The 18,755-nt window shown below is 64.8% G+C and carries 20 protein-coding genes; 10 read left to right on the top strand and 10 right to left on the bottom strand.

The genetic code is table 11. The features are described 5' to 3' along the window. Window positions 1-314: 314 nt before the first annotated feature. Complete coding sequence (locus ABGT83_RS07860) at window positions 315-773, top strand: pyridoxamine 5'-phosphate oxidase family protein (protein ID WP_103265105.1); 459 nt, start codon at window positions 315-317, stop codon at window positions 771-773. On the opposite strand, the gene ABGT83_RS07855 is transcribed toward ABGT83_RS07860, so the two are convergent. From ABGT83_RS07855 to ABGT83_RS07845, 3 genes are all read right to left on the bottom strand, one after another. Then, window positions 701-1,213 carry a hypothetical protein gene (locus tag ABGT83_RS07855; RefSeq protein ID WP_346686861.1) on the bottom strand — a complete coding sequence of 171 codons (513 nt, stop codon included), beginning with the start codon at window positions 1,211-1,213 and terminating at the stop codon, window positions 701-703. The two genes, ABGT83_RS07860 and ABGT83_RS07855, sit on opposite strands and share 73 nt — an antisense overlap. Window positions 1,214-1,363: 150 nt before the next feature. Beyond that, window positions 1,364-1,795, bottom strand: coding sequence for a hypothetical protein (locus tag ABGT83_RS07850; RefSeq protein ID WP_346686860.1), 432 nt, complete (start codon window positions 1,793-1,795; stop codon window positions 1,364-1,366). A gap of 69 nt (window positions 1,796-1,864) precedes the next feature. Further along, the gene (locus ABGT83_RS07845) at window positions 1,865-2,362 is read right to left on the bottom strand and encodes a LytTR family DNA-binding domain-containing protein (RefSeq protein ID WP_346686858.1); all 498 of its coding nucleotides are present in this window, start codon (window positions 2,360-2,362) and stop codon (window positions 1,865-1,867) included. A 262-nt stretch (window positions 2,363-2,624) separates the two neighbouring features. Here ABGT83_RS07845 and ABGT83_RS07840 point away from each other — a divergent pair, with 262 nt between their 5' ends. Further along, window positions 2,625-3,050 (top strand): YjdF family protein, encoded by a 426-nt coding sequence (locus tag ABGT83_RS07840; RefSeq protein ID WP_103265108.1) that lies wholly within the window; start codon window positions 2,625-2,627, stop codon window positions 3,048-3,050. Window positions 3,051-3,172: 122 nt separating this feature from the next. Here ABGT83_RS07840 and ABGT83_RS07835 read toward each other — a convergent pair whose 3' ends face one another. The 6 genes from ABGT83_RS07835 to ABGT83_RS07810 form a co-directional block, all read right to left on the bottom strand. After that, complete coding sequence (locus ABGT83_RS07835) at window positions 3,173-4,087, bottom strand: SPL family radical SAM protein (RefSeq protein WP_103265109.1); 915 nt, start codon at window positions 4,085-4,087, stop codon at window positions 3,173-3,175. Beyond that, window positions 4,084-4,794, bottom strand: a complete 711-nt coding sequence (locus ABGT83_RS07830; RefSeq protein WP_239926468.1) for a GyrI-like domain-containing protein — start codon at window positions 4,792-4,794, stop codon at window positions 4,084-4,086. The genes ABGT83_RS07835 and ABGT83_RS07830 overlap by 4 nt, the downstream gene beginning before the upstream one ends. 46 nt (window positions 4,795-4,840) lie before the next feature. Continuing rightward, window positions 4,841-5,314, bottom strand: coding sequence for a zinc ribbon domain-containing protein (locus tag ABGT83_RS07825; RefSeq protein WP_103265111.1), 474 nt, complete (start codon window positions 5,312-5,314; stop codon window positions 4,841-4,843). A gap of 85 nt (window positions 5,315-5,399) precedes the next feature. Beyond that, window positions 5,400-5,990: a DJ-1/PfpI family protein gene (locus ABGT83_RS07820; RefSeq protein WP_103265112.1), complete on the bottom strand. Its 591-nt coding sequence runs from the start codon at window positions 5,988-5,990 to the stop codon at window positions 5,400-5,402. Window positions 5,991-6,017: 27 nt separating this feature from the next. Next, complete coding sequence (locus tag ABGT83_RS07815) at window positions 6,018-6,488, bottom strand: GyrI-like domain-containing protein (protein WP_103265113.1); 471 nt, start codon at window positions 6,486-6,488, stop codon at window positions 6,018-6,020. A 126-nt stretch (window positions 6,489-6,614) separates the two neighbouring features. After that, window positions 6,615-7,544, bottom strand: coding sequence for a helix-turn-helix transcriptional regulator (locus tag ABGT83_RS07810; RefSeq protein ID WP_346686854.1), 930 nt, complete (start codon window positions 7,542-7,544; stop codon window positions 6,615-6,617). 115 nt (window positions 7,545-7,659) lie between these two features. Between ABGT83_RS07810 and ABGT83_RS07805 the strand changes: the two genes are divergently transcribed. From ABGT83_RS07805 to ABGT83_RS07770, 8 genes are all read left to right on the top strand, one after another. Beyond that, window positions 7,660-7,950: a hypothetical protein gene (locus ABGT83_RS07805; protein ID WP_103265115.1), complete on the top strand. Its 291-nt coding sequence runs from the start codon at window positions 7,660-7,662 to the stop codon at window positions 7,948-7,950. A gap of 267 nt (window positions 7,951-8,217) precedes the next feature. Then, on the top strand, window positions 8,218-9,363 hold the full coding sequence (locus ABGT83_RS07800; RefSeq protein WP_346686853.1) for a coiled-coil domain-containing protein: 1,146 nt from the start codon (window positions 8,218-8,220) through the stop codon (window positions 9,361-9,363). Window positions 9,364-9,954: 591 nt separating this feature from the next. Further along, the gene (gene pheS, locus ABGT83_RS07795) at window positions 9,955-11,016 is read left to right on the top strand and encodes a phenylalanine--tRNA ligase subunit alpha (RefSeq protein ID WP_346686851.1); all 1,062 of its coding nucleotides are present in this window, start codon (window positions 9,955-9,957) and stop codon (window positions 11,014-11,016) included. A 303-nt stretch (window positions 11,017-11,319) separates the two neighbouring features. Then, the gene (pheT, locus tag ABGT83_RS07790) at window positions 11,320-13,794 is read left to right on the top strand and encodes a phenylalanine--tRNA ligase subunit beta (protein ID WP_346686850.1); all 2,475 of its coding nucleotides are present in this window, start codon (window positions 11,320-11,322) and stop codon (window positions 13,792-13,794) included. 398 nt (window positions 13,795-14,192) lie between these two features. Then, window positions 14,193-15,068 carry a DegV family protein gene (locus ABGT83_RS07785; protein ID WP_346686848.1) on the top strand — a complete coding sequence of 292 codons (876 nt, stop codon included), beginning with the start codon at window positions 14,193-14,195 and terminating at the stop codon, window positions 15,066-15,068. 109 nt (window positions 15,069-15,177) lie between these two features. Beyond that, window positions 15,178-15,873, top strand: a complete 696-nt coding sequence (locus ABGT83_RS07780; protein ID WP_103265119.1) for a TVP38/TMEM64 family protein — start codon at window positions 15,178-15,180, stop codon at window positions 15,871-15,873. A 61-nt stretch (window positions 15,874-15,934) separates the two neighbouring features. Further along, entirely contained in the window at window positions 15,935-16,819 is an 885-nt protein-coding gene (map, locus tag ABGT83_RS07775) for a type I methionyl aminopeptidase (RefSeq protein ID WP_346686847.1), read from the top strand. Between the two features lie 311 nt (window positions 16,820-17,130). Continuing rightward, window positions 17,131-17,961: a hypothetical protein gene (locus tag ABGT83_RS07770; RefSeq protein ID WP_346686845.1), complete on the top strand. Its 831-nt coding sequence runs from the start codon at window positions 17,131-17,133 to the stop codon at window positions 17,959-17,961. 230 nt (window positions 17,962-18,191) lie between these two features. Here ABGT83_RS07770 and ABGT83_RS07765 read toward each other — a convergent pair whose 3' ends face one another. Further along, window positions 18,192-18,620: an FKBP-type peptidyl-prolyl cis-trans isomerase gene (locus tag ABGT83_RS07765; protein ID WP_103265122.1), complete on the bottom strand. Its 429-nt coding sequence runs from the start codon at window positions 18,618-18,620 to the stop codon at window positions 18,192-18,194. Between the last annotated feature and the right edge of the window lie 135 nt (window positions 18,621-18,755).

The following is an 18,755-nucleotide window of genomic DNA, read 5'->3' as shown; positions in this document are numbered from 1 at the left end:
CGTCGCCTCCTCCTGACGCGATCGACTTGGCCGGCGAGCGCCCTTGCCTTCAGGGTTTCGTCTGCCGTTCGGCGCGGGCGGGTTTTCCGAATCTTCCGTCTAGCGTATCGGACATCTTACGCCACTGGACCCTATGCGACGGCATGCTTCGGTCAAAGGGCTGTTCAGACTATGGTCGGTCGAAGCGAGATCGATGAGGAGGGGAGGGGAGAAGGCGGCAAGGCATACGCCTTGCCGCCGGTAACAAAACGCATGTTCGCGTGATACAATGCGCAAACGAAAGAGCGGTACCCTCTGACGAAAGCGAGGCATCCATGATGCGCGACCCCGAGCAGACCATCGGCAACCTTGTCGACCACCAGAACGCCTCGTTCGTCGGCTCGGTGGACGGGGACGGCTTCCCCGAGATCAAGGCGATGCTCCCGCCGCGCCGTCGCGAGGGCATCCGCACGTTCTACTTCACCACGAATACCTCGTCGATGCGGGTGCGGCACTACCGCGCGCACCCGCAGGCATGCATCTACTTCATGGACCGGCGGTTCTTCCGGGGCGTCATGCTCAAGGGCACGATGGAGGTGCTCGAGGACGCCTGGGCGAAGGAGCTTATCTGGCAGGAGGGGGACACGACGTACTATCCGCTGGGCGTGACCGATCCCGACTACTGCGTGCTGCGCTTCACGGCCGATGCGGGGCGCTTCTATCAGAACTTCGGGTCGGAGGACTTCACCGTGCCGGAGCCGGTCGCCGAGGAGCCGGGCGCACCGGAGGCATGACGCGCAGGTAGCTTGACCCACCAGGTGGCGGCCACGCTGAACAGGAGCGTCTGCGCGAGTATCTCGAGCGTTCCTCCGATGCTGATGCCCAGGGGCGCGTCCGTGGGCGCGAGGTAGATGAAGCCCTCGATGGAGTCGGGCGAAGGGGCTGGCGTGTTGAAGATGCCAACGATGGCTATGACCGCCCACACGACGAGCCAGCCGTGCTTGCGCTCCATGAACGCGGGGCGGATGAGCCAGAGCACGAGGGAGAACAGCGCGCCGCGCACGATTTGGAATACGGGGGCCAGCCCGACGATGGGGTCGTCCAGGGGGCGCATGTCGATGGCCTCCACCGAGGATTGGTAGTCGAACAGAAACATTGCCGCAAAGCCGCACAGGGTGTAGGTGAGGACGTGCGCGACCGTGACCTTCGTGCCGAAGGCGAGCTTCTCTTTCATGGGTATGCCTTTCTGCAAAGCGGGTTGCTGTTGTGGGGCTGTAGGGCAACGGCTTTGCCCCTGACGCTCGGCAGCTGCAGTGCCATAGGTTCTCCGGCAAGGCCAGAGCCTCCGCCCTACGTTCGATAGGCTGTTTCGTCGCAGCGGCCGTTAATGACGGTTCTGGTTGCGGTAGCGTTCGAGCGCCGCGTCGTAGCCGCCGGCGGTCTTCTTGAAGTAGACGGTGTAGCCGATCGTAACTCCTGCAAGGATGAACAGGTACACGATGGCGAACGTGGCCCAGACGCCCGGATCGTCGAGCGGGAACCACGGGCCCGCCCACGCGCAGAGGACAAGCACGGGCAGGCCGCAGGCGCCGAAGCCCGCGATGCGCACCGGGTAGGCGAGTTTCTTGAACACGGCTCCGGTGAACCACAGCGCCTGGAGCGCCGCCATCCCGAAGGCGGCGCCGAACACGCTCAGGGTGAGGTTGAGCCCGTAGCTGGGCCCGGCGAACAGGTATCCCATGCCCGTGAACCATAGCATGACGATGGTGAACATGATGCACGCGGCGGAGGCGGCTTGGACGGCGATCTTCTTCATGGGGACTCCTTCTGACGGAGGGACGGTCGGGGGTCGGGGGGCTGTGCGGCGCGATCGGCGCCGCACAGCCTACAGTCCGAGCTTGTGCTTGATGGCGGGCGCGTACTGGCGCGACACGATCACGGCCTCGCCGTTGTCTAACATGAGCTGCAGGCGCGCATTCAGGGCGGGCCGGATGGACGCGACGTGGTCGAAGTTCACGAGCATCTGCTTCGATGCGCGCACGAACTCGGTGCCCGCCAGCTTGTCTTCAAGCTCGTAGAGCTTGAGCGGTGTCCGGTACACGGCATCGGCCGTGTAGAGGAACGTCCTGCCGTCCACGGTCTCCGCATAGCAGACCTCATCCCGGTCGATGCGGTGCACGGCGCCGTCGCGCTCGCCCGTGAGCGTGCGGTCGTAGGCGCCCAGCGAGGCGACGATGCGCTGGACGCGCTCGTCTATGCGCGGGCACGCGACGGACACCTCGATGTCGTCGAGCGTGGGATTCTCGGTGATGGTCACGTTCATGGTGCGCACCTTCCCGTCGGTGGGGTTGCGGTGGTTGGCCGATGCCGCCAGTATGCCCAACCTATCGCGCCTGCACAAGGCGCCCGCGGTCGAGTTGCACTGCGGCGCACGCAAGTTGCACGGCCGGGGCATCGTCGCGAAGGCGCGCGTAAGGCGTGCTATCATAGCGCGTGCGGACATGAAAACACGGCCCGGTTGGTAGTCCGGGCGCGGGAGTCGCCCTTTGAGCCGAAGTAGCCCGGTTTCGCAAGGATTCCCGTCAGTAACCTGCCTCCTTGGTTGTCCATTTTCCGCGTGCCAGCTACATACAAGGAGGACGATCATGAACGTCATCGCTTCATCCACGTTGACCGTGTTTCACGACGGCCAATTCTGGATTGGAATTTGCGAGCACATGGACGAGGGCCGCTACGGCGCATGCCGCATTGTGTTCGGGGCAACAGAGCCCACCGACACGGAGCTCCTCGCTTTCGTGTGCACGCGTTGGGCTTCTTTGCCGTTCGGGCTCGTTGAGGGTGCGGGCATTCAGGCGCCACCCCATGCGAACCCAAAGCGTCGCCAGCGCGAGGCGCGCAAACAGGTGGAGCATGCGGGCATCGGGACGAAGGCCCAGCAGGCCATGAGCGCCGCCTATGAAGAGCGCAAGACGGAGCGGAAAGCGGCCTCGCGCGAAGCCCGCGAGGCCGAGGCTAAGCGTCGATTCGCCCTCAAGCAGGAGAAGCGCAAGGCCAAGCACCGCGGGAAATAGAAATCGGACTCCCGCCGGCAGGGGGAGACGCGGATGCTTCGCGTGAAGCATGTCCTGGCACCCTATTCGGTGCGACTTCGCTTCGATGGTCGCCCCTCCCTGTATTTCTCGCCATCGGGTCGCTAGAACAGACTGGCCTGTGCGCCGAGGGGCTGGGCGGGCTTGTACGCCTTGATGATGTCGGACATGCGCCACAGAAGCCCGTGCTGCTTGCACAACGCGCGGAACAGGGCGCGGTTCTCGGACGCGCGCGGGCTGTTGCAGAAGTAGCGCTCGCCGAAGGCTGCGCGATAGCGTTCGGGTAGCGCGGGGTCGACGGAGGACACACGTTCGAGGAAGTGCTCGCGCTGTCGGTCGCGCATCGTGACGCCCGTCAAGTGGAAGACGAACCGCGCGCCGGCCGCCGCCGTGCCCTCAACGACGCCGCGGATCGTGTCATCGTCGTCCGTCACCCATGGCAGCGTCGGCGTGAACAGCACGCCGCAGAACACGCCGGCGTCGGCCAGCTCTGCCAGCGCTGCGAACCGTTCGCTCGGCGACGGCGCGTGCGGCTCGATGATGCGCGCCAGCTCGTCGTCGGCCGTGGTGACGGTGATCTTCGCGATGGCGCCGCCCGCGCGCCCGATGGCGCTCAGCAGGTCTATGTCGCGCGTGACGAGGGCGCTCTTCGTGTCCACCGAAACGCCGAAGCCGAACTCCTCGACCAGCTCGAGCGCCCCGCGCGTTACGCGCAGCTCACCCTCGAACGGATTGTACGTGTCGGACATGGCGCCGATGCCCACGACGCCGCGCGTGCGGCGGCTGCGCAGCTCGCGTCGCAGGATGGCCAGCGCGTCGAACTTGACGCTCACCTGGTCGAAGTCGTCGATGCGGTAGCACTCGCTTCGACTGTCGCAGTAGATGCAGCCGTGGCAGCAGCCCCGGTACAGGTTCATGTTGTAGTCGATGCCGAACCATTCGTTTCCGTGCGTGCGCACCTTCTGAAGGATCGACCGCGCGCGCACGACGGGGCAGGGGCTTGGCGCGGCATCGCTCATGCGGATGCGGGCCTCACGGGATGGCGCAGCACGGTGCGCAGGTTCTCGGGCTTCGTGCGGCGCGGATCGCCCAGGTAGATCTCATGGTGCAGGCGCACCGAGGGAACGCCTCCGCACGTATCGAGCATGTCCATCATGGCCTCAGTGCTAGCCGGGTCTCTTATGTCGCTCGCCAGCTCGCTTGCGGCAACAAACGCTTCAAGCGCTTCGATGGTAGCTGGCTCGTCGTCGTAGGGGCCTTTGTGCAGCACTTGGGCGCACGGTCCTTCCGCAAACGTCACGAATCGTGCGCGCGTCACGTCGAAATCGGGTTTTTTGGCCGCCACCTGCTCGCGGGCCCAAGCGAACACCTCGGGCGTGACGAACGGGGGTAGGCGAATCAAGGATATCCATTGCAGAAGGTTTTTGTCCACGATGCTGCGTCCGTCGAACCCTCCCGTAACAGTCCACCAAAGGCCCTCCAACGGCGGCACGACGTAATCGAAATAGCCGTCCGGTTGCCAATTCCCCATCTTCGTCATTTTGATAGTGAAGGAAAAGGCGTACTGCAGGGCAAGCGCATCGGCGTAGGAGCCGTTTTCCTCGTTCGGATCTCCCGCACCCGCTATGGCGACGAAGCTCATGGCCGGCACGTCGACGAGGGCCGGCTTCTCCTTCGGCAGATAGAGATCGCGGTATTCCTTCTTGAAGTCGAATGCTCCAGCCACGGCTTCTTTCCCTTCGTTCATGCACGCACGATTGGGCGCGCGCAGGTTATCGTGCGTCGGCGGGTGCGGCGCCCTTCCAGCGTTCGAGCGTGGGAAGCAGCGCCTCCATGTAGGCGCGCGCCTCGTCCTCGGTGAAGGGCGCCTCGGGTCCGGCCATATTCGACACGCAGATGTCCACCATGTCTTCCATGGTGCATTCACCGAGGTAAGAGCCATCCGCGTAGCACCACTTGCAATGATGCTCGCTGGGGGAGCCGTCTGCTTCCGTGCCCAGCAGGCTCGCGTCCGCGAGAGGCATGCCGCAGCTTTGGCATACGGTTTGCAGGGGCATGTCGAGCAGCTTCTCGATGGGCACGTTGAACTCGGTGGCAATGAGCTTGAGCACGTCGATGCCCGGCTGGGTGTCGCCGCATTCCCAGCGCGACACGGCTTGGCGCGTCACGAACAGCCGCTCGGCCATCTCGGTTTGGGTGAGGCCGTTTCGCTCACGCAGCTCGATGAGTGTCTCCTTGATGGCCATGGGTTCCTCGATTCTCGTCGGATGGATGCAAGCGCCTTCATGGAACCATGCCCGCCAAGCTGCGTCAAGCAACCGGCTGTTGCCATTATGCCGTGACGAATACCCCGCGCTTGAAGGCGGCAAACCATGTGTCGACGCCGCCCCAGGGCTCGACGCCCAGGCGCTCCACCACGAGGCGCGCGAACTCCACCGACGCCGCGCCGCTCGCCGTGATGATCGCCCCGCCGTCCACGGCTGGCTCGAAGCGGAAATGCTCCTGTCCTCGGTAGGCGGGTGCCAGCTGGGCGAACTCGAAGTCCGCGTTACCGGTGTGGTCGCACGCATCCAGGTAGCCGTGCCGCGCGAGGAACGTGCATGCGCCGCAGATGGCGGCCACGGGCACGCCGCCCGCGACGCAGTCGTCGATGACGGCCAGCACGGCGTCGTTTGAGCCGTCGAGCCAGGTCTCGCCGCCTATGAGGATGAGCAGGCGCAGATCCTCGGGCAGGGAGTCGGCGGCCAGGTCGCACTGGACGGCCAGGCCGCCGATGGAGCGCCGCAAGCCCCCGTCGGCCGACATTGTGCGCACTCGGTAGCCGGCGGTCGGCCGGTTGAGCTCGGCGCACGCAAGGCCCGCCTCCCAGTCGGCGAATCGTTCCGGCAGGTACGCGACGACGCTTCCCTTCGATGGCTCCATGATGCTCCCTCCTTTCCTTGGACGCGTCTACTTGAGTGCCACGAAGATGTCGATGTCGGCGTTGGACATGTCCTCGCCGGGGAGGTACCCCTCGAAGTCGAAGGTGAAGGCCCGCTGCGCCGTGAGCTCCTCGTCGGCCCAGATGGCGGCCCATACCTCCTGCACACTTCCCACGCAGTCGCCGCCGCGGACGGCGAACTTTGCGTAGCGGCCGGCGGGAATCTCCAGGCGCTCCATGCCCTCGGGCGCGTCAGCGGCGTTCGTCTGACAGCCGATGAGCAGCTTGTAGCTCATGTCGGAGAAGTCGTAGTCGCAGTACAGCCCGAAGCAGCCGTAGGGCTCCACGCGCACCTCGGGAATGGCGCGGTCCATGCCCTCGCCCATAAAACGCTGCCACAGTTGGCCGATGACCGCGCCTTCCTCCGGCGAGTTGTTGGACGCGCGAACGGCGGAACCTGCGACGGTGCGTGCGGGAAGCTCGACGATCTCGTAGTTCATGGTGTTCCTCTCGTTGAAGTTTTGATGACGGGGAGCACGATACGCGACCGAACCGGACAGGGCGTGACCGGTTTTGGAAAATTGTTCGGGAAACAGGGCGGCAAAGGGGGACGCCTTCTCTCCCTTTTAGAAAGCAGGAGTCCGAGCTTCTTTCTCTTCCGAGGCCTTCAGGATGGCGAGAGCTTGATCTCGCATCCATTCGCGCAGTTCGTCCGGCTCTTCCACCGTCATGCCGGCGCCGAACGACAGCAGGTGATGGCGCGCCCGGTCGGTGAGCTCGGTATCGAACGTCACGCGGAAGCGTCCGTCCGGGAGGGCTTCGATGGCGTCGGGCGAGAACTCCTCGCGCACGCGCGGGTCGCCCGGCTCGAATGCGAGCACGACGTGCGCCCGGTTACGGGCTGAATAGTTTTCCACGAGGTCGGGCGGCAGCGGGCGCGGGTCGAACGTCTCGTCCTTCAGCTCCATCGTCTCCCAAACCATGCGGATAACCTTAAACGTACGCCAGTCCCCGCGCTCGCGGCACCAGGTGCGCACGTACCAGGAGCGGTCCTTGTACAGCAGCCTCGCCGGCTCCACGGTGCGCTGGCTCGTGCGGTCGGCCGCGTCGCGATACTCGAACGAGAGCAGCCGTCGCTCCAGAATACCGCGTTTTACCAGGTCGAACGCCCGCCGGTACGCGGCCGGCGCTCCCCAGAACGAGAAGTCGATGTCCAGCCAGTCGGCGCCCTCCCGCCTGAACAGGCGCGCGACGCGCTCGGGAAGCGACGCGTCGTCGGCGGCCCCCGTCTGGCGTAGGGCGGACAGTGCCGCAAGGATCTCGTCCTGTTCGGCATCGGTCATAAGAGAGCGGTCCAGCACGTAGCCTTCCATAAGGTGCACGCCGCCGCCTTTACCGCGCGTCATGAACACCGGAACGCCCGCTGCCGAAAGCGCCTCCACGTCGCGGCGGACGGTACGCTCCGACACTTCGAGGCGCGCCGCCAGCTCGCCGGCCGGACGCGGCGAGCGTTCCATGAGCAGGTAGACGATCTCGAACAAGCGCTGCGATTGCATGGTCTGCCTTTCCGAGCGGCCCGTCTCCGGCAGGGCACACGAGAACGTCGTGCGCGGTCGGGACGGTCGCGCTACACTAATTCTCGCATACTAGCACGGAAGCGAAAGGGCGCACATGGAACGTATGACCTGCAAGCAGGCGGACGGATCGCACATCGTCGCGCAAGGGGCGGCGGAATTCGACGATGACGGCTCTTTGCGAGGGCCTGTCGTGGAGCGATTGGCGGCGTTCGAGAACGTCGTCGAGGCTTTGGAGGCGCGGCACGCGAGCCTCGCTGCGGAGCTCGAGGCATTGAAGGCGCGCGGGCGAATGCGCGGCGCGACGGGTCAGCAGCTGCTCGCGCAGAAGATCTCGTGCTCGACGGCGCTGAATATGATATCCGACGAGCTTGGGCGGGAAGGCTGAGCGGGCTTTCCGACACGCCGCTCCAGCTTGTTCCGGCCGCGACGCATCCGGCTTCGTCTCTCGCTTCGTCGACGCCGACGCAGATCAGTCCTTTGTGGATTCGCGCATGGGGCCGCACACGGGCCGCCGTGGCCCTCCTGTGTATTTCGCGGTGGAAGGCTTGCCGAATATGCGCCGATACGAAATACTTGAGCGTCAGTCAGGGCTACGGGTCTGCAAACGAACGAGTGGCGCAGCGGCGCCAAGAAGGAGCATGCAGGTAGCGCCATGAGGTTTGTTTCCCAACGGGTAGAATGCGCGAGCGCTGTTGGCGTTAGCCGCGCTGGTCGGCTGATGCTTGCCTGTGTGCTCGCATTCGCGCTCGTCCCCGCTGTTCCGTCCACTGCTCGCGCTGTGGGCGTGGCTGAAGCACAGGCGGCGCTTGATGAGGCCGAGGCGCGCATGCAGAGCATCGCGTCGGAGCATGACGCGCTTCAGAAGGAAGTCGACGATCTGCAAGCACGCATCGACAAAACAGCTGCGCAGGTGCTCGAATCCCAACAAGGAGTCGTCGAAGGCCAGACTGCGCTCGGCAAGACGGCCGTGTACCAGTATCGCGGCGGCTCGGTGGAATCTCTATTGACGCTCGTTCTTGAGGCGGAGGATTTCGATGCGTTTCTCCGCAGCATGTCCTATCTTGAATCTGTCCTACAGTTCCAATCGGACGAGATCACCGCGCAGCAGGAGCGTGTCGCCCAGTTCGAAGCCATTGCCAGCGACCTCGATTTCCAGAAGAACGAGCAGGAGAAAAAGCTCGCCGAGCTCGAGGAGAAGGAGGCGGAGGCCGAGCAAGTGGTGGCCTCGGCGTCTTCTCAGCTCCAGAGCGCGCAGGCTGAGGAGGTTGAACGACTTGCTGCGCTCCAGCGCGCCGCCGAGCAGCTGGCAGCCTCTCAAGAATCCGAACAGGCTCCGATAGCGAACGATGCGAACACGGTCGATCGCGAGGATGTGGTGGATCCGGGAACCCCGGTGCAGCCCGACCCGAAACCCGTTGCCCCTGATTCCGGCTCTAATTCGGGAGGTTCTGATTCCGGATCGTCTGAGAGCGGTTGGAGGACGGGTATTGCATCCGCTTACGGCGGCTCGACCGACCCTTATACTCCGAATCCCGGCACCACGGCCACCGGCGCCGTGTGCGACGACTGGTCGATGGGCGTGGCCGTGCCCATGGCGTGGCCGAACTATCGCTCCTATTTCGGCCGTACGGTCGAAATTTCCTACAATGGCAAGACCGTGTATGCGACCGTGAACGACTGCGGCGGCATGGGTGGCGGCAGCCGCTCGCTCGACTTGCAGCCCGGTGTATGGAAGGCGTTCGGCTATTCGTCCTGCACCGCATGGGGGCTGCGCACGGTTAGCTACCGCTTCCTGTAGGATCGGCCTCAAGGTTCCGGCGGCTCTTGCTTCGTCGGATCCCTTCGTGCAAAGGGACGTCCTGCGCTTCGCAGGTTTACGCTCGGGCTTCTCTCGCGGCGGTTCCGTTTGCACGCTCGCGCGCTGCTCGCGTGGAAGCTCGGAGGAATTTCTCGCGCAGCGGCACCCGTTTGCGCTATACTGCATCGTTACACGCGATGACGAAGACAGCGCCGCATGCGAAGGTCGTCGGCAGAGACGGGTGCCACCGGCTGAAAGCACCCGGGCGACGAAAGCGGCGATTCCCTTCTGAGCAGTGCGTTTGAAGGCGGATGCAGTCCTGATTCGACGGACGGCAAGACGTGCAGTAGAACGCGCCGGGCGCTCCCGTCACAGAGCATACGAGCGGGCGGCCGAAAGCCGTGCGCCCCATCGTCGCGAGACGGGCGGGTGCGCAGCCGAGGCTCGTCAACCGAGGTGGTACCGCGAGAGCCTTCTCTCGTCCTTGGATTCCGGGATGCGCATCCCGTTGAGCAAGGGCGAAAGAGGGCTCTTTTTGTTGCCCGCATTGGCGTTGCACGGCGGGCAAAGAGAGACGGAAAGGAAGCGAACATGGCAATCGTGGAGGAACTGACGGCGCTGCGCGAGCAAACGCTCGGCGATGTCGCGCAGGCGGCCGACACCGCCGCGCTCGATCGGGTGCGCGTGGCCGTGCTGGGTAAGGCGGGCACGCTCACGGGGTACCTGCGCGGCATGGGGCAGGTACCCAAGGAGGAGCGCGCTCAGGTGGGCAAGATGGTGAACGAGGTGCGCGTCGAAGTGGAGGAGGCGCTGGCCGCGCGCAAGGCGGCCCTCGATGCCGCCGAGCTGGCCGCCGCAATCGACGCGGCCGCCGTGGACGTGACGCTGCCGGGCCGCGCCCAGCAGATGGGCACGCGGCACCTCATCAACCGCATCACCGACGAGATCTCCGAGATATTCCTCGGCCTGGGCTACACGGTGGCCACGGGCCCCGAGGTGGAGACGGATTACTACAACTTCGAGGCGCTCAACGCCCCAGCCGACCATCCCAGCCGCAGCCTGGCCGACACGTTCTACGTGGTGGACCGCTCGGGCGACCAGGTCGCTGTGCACGGCGAGTCCGACGTGCTGCTGCGCACGCAGACTTCGGGCGTGCAGGTGCACGCGATGGAGGACAACGAGCTGCCTATCTACGTGATCGCGCCCGGCAAGGTGTACCGCCGCGACGTGGCCGACCCGTCCCACCTGCCCCAGTTCACGCAGATCGAGGGCCTCGTCGTGGACGAAGGCATCACGTTCGGCGACCTGAAGGGCACGCTCGACTACCTGTGCAAGCAGCTGTTCGGCGAGGAGCGCAGGACGAGGTTCCGCGCCCACTACTTCCCGTTCACGGAGCCTTCGGCCGAGGTGGACGTGAGCTGTGGCATCTGCCACGGCGAGGGCTGCCGCTTCTGCAAGGGCACCGGCTGGCTGGAGATCCTCGGCTGCGGCATGGTGGACCCGAACGTGCTGTCCATGTCCGGCATCGACCCGGAAAAGTACTCCGGCTTCGCCTTCGGCATGGGGGTGGAGCGCATCGCCTGCTTGAAGTACAACGTGCCGGATCTGCGCATGCTGGTGGAAGGCGACATGCGCTTCCTTCGGCAGTTCTGAGGTTTCTGGCGGGTTGGCGGGCGGCGCCCAGTCGCTCGGCAGTCCTGGCTCGCGCGAAACGTCCGCAGGACGTTTCGGCTCGTGCGGAACTCGCTTGGTGGGCACCGCCCGCCAACCCTTCGCACTGTTGCCGTTGGAGCGGCTCGCCTGATGACCGGGATCCGGCTTCAAGTCAAGGGAGTCGGGCAGGCGTGGGCATGGTGAGAGGGGTTGACCTGCGCGTTTTGCTTTCTTGGGAGGCGCGAGGGGCGGGAGTGGTTCGGAATAGTATGCGCGACGCGCATAGACGATAGGAAGAACGATATGAAAGTATCTTTGAAGTGGCTGAGCGAATATGTGGACGTGCCCTCGGACACGAAGGCGTTCTGCGACCGGCTCGATCTGACGGGCACGGGCGTGGAGGCGGTGGAAAAGACCGGCGCGGCGCTCGACGGCGTGGTCGTGGGGCACGTGCTCGCGTGCGAGCAGCACCCGGATAGCGACCACATGCACGTGGTGGAGGTTGATGTGGGTGTGGGCGAGCCGGTGCAGATCGTGTGCGGCGCGCCGAACATCGCGGCCGGCATCAAGGTGCCGGTGGCCACCGTGGGCGCGGTGCTGCCGGGCGACCTCAAGATCAAGAAGTCGAAGCTGCGCGGCGTTCCCAGCTGCGGTATGTGCTGCTCGCAGCGCGAGCTGGGGATGGGCGGCGATCATGCGGGCATCTGGATCCTGCCCGAGGACGCGCCCGTAGGCATGCCCATCGCCGATTTCGCGCAGCTCGCCGACACGGTGCTCGACCTGGAGATCACGCCGAACCGTCCCGACTGCCTTTCCATGGTGGGCATGGCGCGCGAGGTGGGCGCCATGTACCGCACCGACTACGAGAGCCCGCTCGGGCGCATGGCAGGCAAGCTCGCGCTGGACGCCTCCTCGGCGCCCGTCGACGAGACGGTGAAGATCACCATCGAGGACGCGGCGCGCTGCCCGCGCTACACTGCGCGCGTCATCCGCGGGGTCAAGGTCGGGCCGAGCCCCGACTGGATGGTCGAGCGCCTGGCGGCCATCGGCCAGCGCTCCATCAACAACATCGTGGACGTGACGAACTACATCCTGTTCCTGTTCGGCCAGCCGCTGCACGCCTTCGACCTGGACAAGCTCAAGAACGCGGACGGCCTGGCGCACATCGTGGTGCGCGCGGCCGCCGAAGGCGAGCGCCTGACCACGCTCGATGGCGAAGACCGCGCGCTCACGCCCGACATGACGGTCATCTCCACGCCGGAGCGGGGCGCCGTGGCGCTGGCCGGCGTCATGGGCGGCCTGGACACCGAGGTCACGGACGGGACGGTGGACATCCTGCTGGAGGCCGCCACGTTCGAGCCGGGACGCACGAGCCGCACGAGCCGCAACCTGGGCCTGTTCAGCGAAAGCTCCATGCGCTACGAGCGCGGCGTGGACGACCACGGCATCGAGGAGCGCTCGGCCGCGGCCGCCGCGCTCATGGTGGAGGTGGCCGGGGGCATGGTGAGCGCCGCCGCCCGCAACGGCGCGGGCATCGTGGACGAGTGGCCGGCGCCCTCGACGGCGCCCGACCTGCGCTTCCGTATTCCGCGCTTCTGCGCCATGATGGGGGCTGACATCCCGCGCGCCGACATTGAGGACATCCTGCGCCGTCTCGGCTGCGCGGTGGCCGATGATGCGGCGGGCAATGCCGACATTCTGGCCGTGACGGCGCCCACGTTTCGCCCGGACCTCGAGCGCGAGATCGACCTGTACGAGGAGGTGCTGCGCCTGTGGGGCATGGACCGCATCCCGGCCACGCTGCCCGGCCCCGGCCGCGTGGGCACGCGCTCGCGGATGGAGCACGTGATGGACACGGTGAACGACGTCATGCGGGCGAGCGGCCTCAACGAGACGATGACCTATTCGTTCGCCGAGCCGGGCGACCTCGACCGCCTACGCATGCCGCACGAGGGCCTGGGCGAGCCGGTCGAGCTCATCAACCCCCTGAACGCCGACCAGTCCGTCATGCGCCAGAGCATCGTGCCGGGTCTTCTGCGCAGCGTGGCGTACAACCAGAGCCGCGGCGTGAAGAACGTCCAGCTCTACGAGGCGGGCGCCGTGTTCTTCGCGGCCGAGGGCCGCAAGCAGCCCAAGGAGCGCCGCCGCCTGGCGGGCGTGCTGGCGGGCGCCATGGGCGACGCGGGCTGGAACGCCGCGCCGGCCCCGTTCGACTTCTTCGACGGCAAGGGCGTCGTCGAGAGTTTGGCGCGCGAGCTGGCGCTGCCGAAGCTGCGCTTCAAGCCGCTTTCCGCCGAGGAGGCCCCGCACCTGCAGCCCGGGCGGGCCGCCGCGGTGCTGTCGGGCGGCACGGAACTCGGCTGGGTGGGCGAGCTGCATCCGCTGGCCGTAGATGCGTATCAAGCGGACGCGCCGGTTGTGGCGTTCGAGCTGGACGTGGAGGCGCTCGCGAAGGCGTCCCGCCCCGCTCGCGACTACCGCGACGTCCCCACGTTCCCAGCCGTGTCCATGGACGTGGCGTTCGTCGTGGATGAGGGCATCGCGCACGAGAAGCTTGTGCAGTGCATGACCTCGGCGGGCGGCAAGCTGCTGGAGGACGTGCGGCTGTTCGACGTATACCGCGACGAGGCGCGCGTCGGCGTGGGAAAGAAGTCGATGGCCTATGCGCTCACGTATCGTGCATCTGACCGCACGCTCACGAGTGAAGAGGTGGACAAGGCGCACGCCCGGCTTGTGAAGAAGGTGAGCGCAGCCACCGGCGCCGAGGTCCGAGCTTAGCTGAAACACCCGGTCGTCGAGGTATTCCGAGCCTGCGCTTGCAAGAGCGCAGGCTCTTTTTTCTCGCCGCTCGTGCGTCGGTGGGTCGAAACCCAAGGCAAGGCCCAGGTTGGGACGGGATCTCCATGGCGTCCGAAGCCGATCACGTCATCGCGCGGGATACGGCTGCCGCGCAATCTCCTCAAGGTGGACCGGAGCGTGGCGTTCCGGTCGCGCCGTCGCCTGACAGCGCTCGGGGCGGATGCCGTGAAGATGGTGTGGCAGGACGGGCTTGCACGATGCGCGATACGGTCCCTTGGGTCATAATGTGGTGACGAAATCGTGCGGAGCGTCAGCGGTCCGCACGCGAGCGGCGGGATGGTTTCCGCCGCTTTCTCATGCGGAGAGCGGGGACGATCGTGAGCGAGAGCATAGCCGTCGTGACGGATACGAACAGCGGCATCATGGCGGACGAAGCCGCACGGCTGGGTGTGCACGTGGTTCCCATGCCTTTCGTCGTGGATGGCGAAGAGTGCTTCGAGGGCGTCAACCTTGACGCCGAGCGCTTTTACGAGCGCCAGGAAGCGGGCGCGGACATCGCGACGTCGCAGCCCTCTATCGTCGATCTGGGCATGCGGTGGCGCGACTTGCTGCAGGCGTACGATACGGTGGTGTACATCCCCATGTCGAGCGGCCTGTCGGGCTCATGCGAGACAGCGCGCGGCTTGGCCGAGCACTTCGAGGGGCGCGTGCAGGTGGCGGACAACCAGCGCATCTCGGTCACGCAGCGCGAGGCGACGCTCGACGCGCTCAGATGGGCCGGCGAGGGGCGTTCTGCGGCAGAGATTCGTGCGCTGCTTGAGGAGACGAGGCTCGACGCGAGCATCTACCTCATGGTGGACACGATGGATCACCTGCGTAGAAGCGGCCGAATCACCCCGGCTGCGGCTGCTGTCGGCTCGGTGCTCAAGATCAAGCCCGTGTTGCAGATACAGGGCGACAAATTGGATGCGTTCACGGTTGCCAAGTCGCTCAAGGCCGCTAAGCGCGCCATGATGAAGGCGTTGGCACGCGACGTGGACGAGCGCTTCGGCGGCGTGGAGAACGTGCATCTTTATGTGGCCCACACGAACCGCGAAGGCGATGCGCTTGCTCTGGCCGACGAAATGCGTGCCGCCTTCGGCTCGGGTGACGTGTTCGTGGACCGACTACCGCTGAGCATTGCCTGCCATGTGGGCCCCGGCGCTCTCGGCGTGGGCTGCGCCAAGCGCCAGGAGATGCATCCGGCAAGCTGAACCCCTGATCCGTTTCCGTCCCGTCGTCTTGCGGCAATTCGGTGCGCATACGCCAAGCGGATAATCAGTGCTTTACGTATCGCGAAGCATGCGGGAAGGACGGCGGACGATGGCGAAAGGAGACGACGAAAAGCGGTTGCGTCGAGACCGCGCCGTAATCATCGCGGTGCTTGGCGTCGTCCTTGCAATCGCCGTCGTTTTGCTCGCGTTGTACGGGCGCGAGGTGTTCGCTTTCCTTACGAACGGCCATCTGGTGCAGCGGCAGGTGGAACGCCTGGGACCGCTCGCGCCCGTCGTACTGGGGATTCTGGTGGTTGCGCAAGAGGTCACCGTCATCGTGCCGAGTGAGCCGCTTGAGCTGGCGGCCGGGTACGCGTTCGGCTTCTGGGAGGGAGCGCTTGTCTATCTGGCGGCCAGTGTGGTGGGCTGCGTCGTCATCATCCTCATCGTGAGACGCTGGGGTGATCGCGTGCTCAGGCTGTTCCTCTCGCCTAAACGTCGCGCACAACTCGCTCATCTCAAGCGCTCGCAGCGTTTCGACCTGGCCATCCTTGTAGCATTCTTCATCCCCGGCCTGCCAAAGGACATCATGGCGTACTTCGCAGCGCTCGCGGGCATGCGTCCCGTGCACCTCGTAGCCGTGACCACGGTCGGGCGGCTGCCTTCGGTCGTGGCCGCCACGCTCGCCTCGTCCTATGCGGCGGCGGGAGACTGGCGGGCGACCGCCATCGTGTTTGCCGTCACGGCTGCGTTCGTGCTTGCAGGAATGCTCGTCTACCATCGCGTGCGTCGGCGATCCGCATGAAAGCCCGATGACAACACACAAGTTCGCGGTACAATAGCCCGCGAGCGAAAGGAAGACGAGCATGTACGATGACGATGTGCGTCCTGGCCGCAACGATGAATGCTGGTGCGGTAGCGGGAAAAAATACAAGAAGTGCCATCTCGGATTCGACGAGCGGCTGGAAGATGCTCGCGGGCAAGGGTATGAAGTCCCTCCGCGCTCGTTGTTGAAATCGCCGGCTGACATCGAAGGCATCAAGAAGAGCGCGGCGATAAATATCGGCGTGCTCGACTACGTGGCTGAGCGCATCGGCGAGGGCATTTCAACGGCTGAGATAGACCGATGGGTACGCGACTACACGGTTGAGCACGGCGGTGTGCCAGCCGATTTGAACTATGAAGGCTACCCGTATAGCGTGTGCACATCGATAGACGACGTGGTCTGTCATGGCATGCCATCCGAGGACGATGTGCTTCGAGCTGGCAGCATCGTCAACGTGGATTGCTCCACTATCCTGGACGGGTACTATTCCGATTCTTCGCGTATGTTCTGCATCGGCGACGTCTCTGAGGAGCGCCTTCGCTTGGTCGAGGAAACGCGAAGGGCCATGGAGGCGGGTCTCGCGGCTGTGAAGCCCTGGGGCTTTCTGGGAGATGTGGGCGCCGCCGTCAACGAACATGCGAAGCGCTGCGGGTACTCCGTCGTGCGCGAGTTCGGCGGGCACGGTATTGGCTTCGGGTTCCACGAGGACCCGTTCGTCAGTCATGTGGCCGAGGCCGGCACTGGCATGGTGCTTGTTCCGGGGCTTGTTTTCACCATCGAGCCTATGATCAACGCTGGCGCAGCCGATATCGATATGAGCGATCCGAATGGATGGACCGTCCGTACCGCCGACGGTTCTGATACGGCCCAGTGGGAGGTGCAGGCGGTCGTCACCGACGACGGGTACGAGCTTCTTTCCTGGTAGCGGGTTTTGCGGGGCGACGAGGCCGCGGTTCGTCCCCTTGCCGCCCTTTTGCCCGGCCTCTGCGCCGTCCGCGTTCTCGTGATGCTCAACCGATGCTCGTGGACACGACGGACGGATACGTCTTGCAAAAATACCAAACAAACGTTCTTATATATGCTATACTGGTATCAGCAAATAGAGCCAGTGCAAGCGCTGTCCCGCCTACATTCGCAAGGCGGCAGCCCATAGATGGTAGCGGTGTTCCACGCTGCCCGTACCACGCTTGCAAGATCCTCTCGGCAATGGAACGCCTGGTGAAGAGGTGTTGCACCATGTCTCCTGCCAGCTTTTGGGATCGAAGCTATGTCGCCCCCAAGCAGCTGCCTGCGCTTCAGGAGCTTATCCGCTGCTGCGATGAGACGCTTTTGATGCGCGTGATCCTGGACGACCATGCGGCTCGCATGGAGGATGAGCCGCCGACTCCTCAGCGACGTCGTGCCATGGAGAAGCGGCTTGCGAGCACGCTGCGTTCAATGCGCGCATTGCCGATGAAGAAGAAGACGGGTCGGAACTTTCTGCTCATGCCGGAAGAGTCATTCGTACTGCATGCGGGCAGTCTCGATATCGAACGCCGGCTCGGCGCGTCGCTTGTCTTGTTCGACGACCTTCGTTTGCTGGCATGTTCGGACGAGGAGGCGGCCGCCCGCGGTGAAGATTTTACGCGACGCAGTTCCCCAAACGTTCCGTATGAGGAACTGCCGATACGACGCTCCTATACGCTCTTTCCTTGGGAACAGACCCTTGCATGTAAAACGTGGCTTGGAGGACCTTGGTGCCGCCGCGAACGCTATCTCGTGATCGCGAGCGCAGTTTGGGAGATGACGTTCTTCGGATTCGAATACGAGCGGGTTGTTGCGCGCCAAGCCGAAGCAAGCGGGAAGGTGCTGCTCGGCGTCGCATCTTCGGGAAACGATTCCGCCCAGCCGCCATCGCCGGACAGCACGGCGGGGCGGGCGCGCTCGTTCGATCTCAAGGAGCCTGATCGTTTCGAGACCGACTTCCGTGACAGTCTGGCTGCGCGCACGGCCAGACTCAACGGTATCGCGAGAGCCGAATTCAGGGATCGTTGCATCGACGCGAGTCGCAGGATGGGTATGTGCTGATGCGGGCTGCTTCGACGCGATGAGGCCCGTACTCTGGCCAGAAGCCTCTCCGTGCACATGCGTCTGTCACGCCTATCGCGCTCGAAGTCGGTTGCCATCCGTCGAGTTGAACCCGTCGATGAGCGGATTTCCGAAAAAAGAACGCCGCCGGTCATCTGATCCGGCGGCGAACGTGCTATCACTGCGATCCGTACTGCATCGGTCGCGCATTGTCCGAGGCGAGGCCCGTGCTAGTCGGCGACCTCGACGAGCGTGATTTCGAAGTTGAGGTCTTGGCCTGCCAGCTCGTGATTCATGTCAAACGTGGCGACACCATCTTCGATGGAGCGCACGAACACGGGGAACGGGCGGCCGCCTTGGCCCATCATATACACGGTTTGGCCGACGGGCAGCTCGTCACCATTCGGTATCTGTGAGAGGGGCACCTGCTGCACCATATCTTCGTCGCGCTCGCCGTAGGCTTCGGCAGCGGGGATGTGCACGGTCTTGGTCTCGCCCTGCTCCATGTCCTTCACGGCGGCGTCGAACCCGGGGATCATTTGGCCGGCCATGCACGTGAATTCGATGGGCTCGTTGCGGTCAAACGACGAGTCGAACTTCTTGCCGTCGTCAAGCGTCCCGGTATAGTGGACTTTGACCTTTTTGCCTTCGTTGCTCATGAAAAGCTCCTTGTCGATTGAAAAGCGATGGCCCCAGTCTAACCGAGGGCTTGCCGCTTCCTCTTCTTCAAGGCAAACTTGCTCTAAGTTGCCACAAGTTCGTGAAGCAGCCGGTTTCGGTATGTGCTGCGAGCG

Source organism: Enteroscipio rubneri, from assembly GCF_963929405.1.
Classification (GTDB): domain Bacteria; phylum Actinomycetota; class Coriobacteriia; order Coriobacteriales; family Eggerthellaceae; genus Enteroscipio; species Enteroscipio rubneri.
Note: the sequence above shows the minus strand (reverse complement) of the source record. Positions and strands in the feature narration are given on the sequence as shown.

Excerpts from the sequence above, each read along its gene's own strand:
- ABGT83_RS07835 (WP_103265109.1), bottom strand. The coding sequence starts at position 4,087 with ATGAGCGATGCCGCGCCAAGCCCCTGCCCCGTCGTGCGCGCGCGGTCG.
- ABGT83_RS07840 (WP_103265108.1), top strand. The coding sequence starts at position 2,625 with ATGAACGTCATCGCTTCATCCACGTTGACCGTGTTTCACGACGGCCAA.
- ABGT83_RS07850 (WP_346686860.1), bottom strand. The coding sequence starts at position 1,795 with ATGAAGAAGATCGCCGTCCAAGCCGCCTCCGCCGCGTGCATCATGTTC.
- ABGT83_RS07805 (WP_103265115.1), top strand. The coding sequence starts at position 7,660 with ATGGAACGTATGACCTGCAAGCAGGCGGACGGATCGCACATCGTCGCG.
- ABGT83_RS07800 (WP_346686853.1), top strand. The coding sequence starts at position 8,218 with ATGAGGTTTGTTTCCCAACGGGTAGAATGCGCGAGCGCTGTTGGCGTT.
- ABGT83_RS07860 (WP_103265105.1), top strand. The coding sequence starts at position 315 with ATGATGCGCGACCCCGAGCAGACCATCGGCAACCTTGTCGACCACCAG.
- pheS (WP_346686851.1), top strand. The coding sequence starts at position 9,955 with ATGGCAATCGTGGAGGAACTGACGGCGCTGCGCGAGCAAACGCTCGGC.
- pheT (WP_346686850.1), top strand. The coding sequence starts at position 11,320 with ATGAAAGTATCTTTGAAGTGGCTGAGCGAATATGTGGACGTGCCCTCG.
- ABGT83_RS07825 (WP_103265111.1), bottom strand. The coding sequence starts at position 5,314 with ATGGCCATCAAGGAGACACTCATCGAGCTGCGTGAGCGAAACGGCCTC.
- ABGT83_RS07855 (WP_346686861.1), bottom strand. The coding sequence starts at position 1,213 with ATGAAAGAGAAGCTCGCCTTCGGCACGAAGGTCACGGTCGCGCACGTC.
- ABGT83_RS07765 (WP_103265122.1), bottom strand. The coding sequence starts at position 18,620 with ATGAGCAACGAAGGCAAAAAGGTCAAAGTCCACTATACCGGGACGCTT.
- ABGT83_RS07770 (WP_346686845.1), top strand. The coding sequence starts at position 17,131 with ATGTCTCCTGCCAGCTTTTGGGATCGAAGCTATGTCGCCCCCAAGCAG.
- ABGT83_RS07810 (WP_346686854.1), bottom strand. The coding sequence starts at position 7,544 with ATGCAATCGCAGCGCTTGTTCGAGATCGTCTACCTGCTCATGGAACGC.
- ABGT83_RS07815 (WP_103265113.1), bottom strand. The coding sequence starts at position 6,488 with ATGAACTACGAGATCGTCGAGCTTCCCGCACGCACCGTCGCAGGTTCC.
- ABGT83_RS07780 (WP_103265119.1), top strand. The coding sequence starts at position 15,178 with ATGGCGAAAGGAGACGACGAAAAGCGGTTGCGTCGAGACCGCGCCGTA.
- map (WP_346686847.1), top strand. The coding sequence starts at position 15,935 with ATGTACGATGACGATGTGCGTCCTGGCCGCAACGATGAATGCTGGTGC.
- ABGT83_RS07820 (WP_103265112.1), bottom strand. The coding sequence starts at position 5,990 with ATGGAGCCATCGAAGGGAAGCGTCGTCGCGTACCTGCCGGAACGATTC.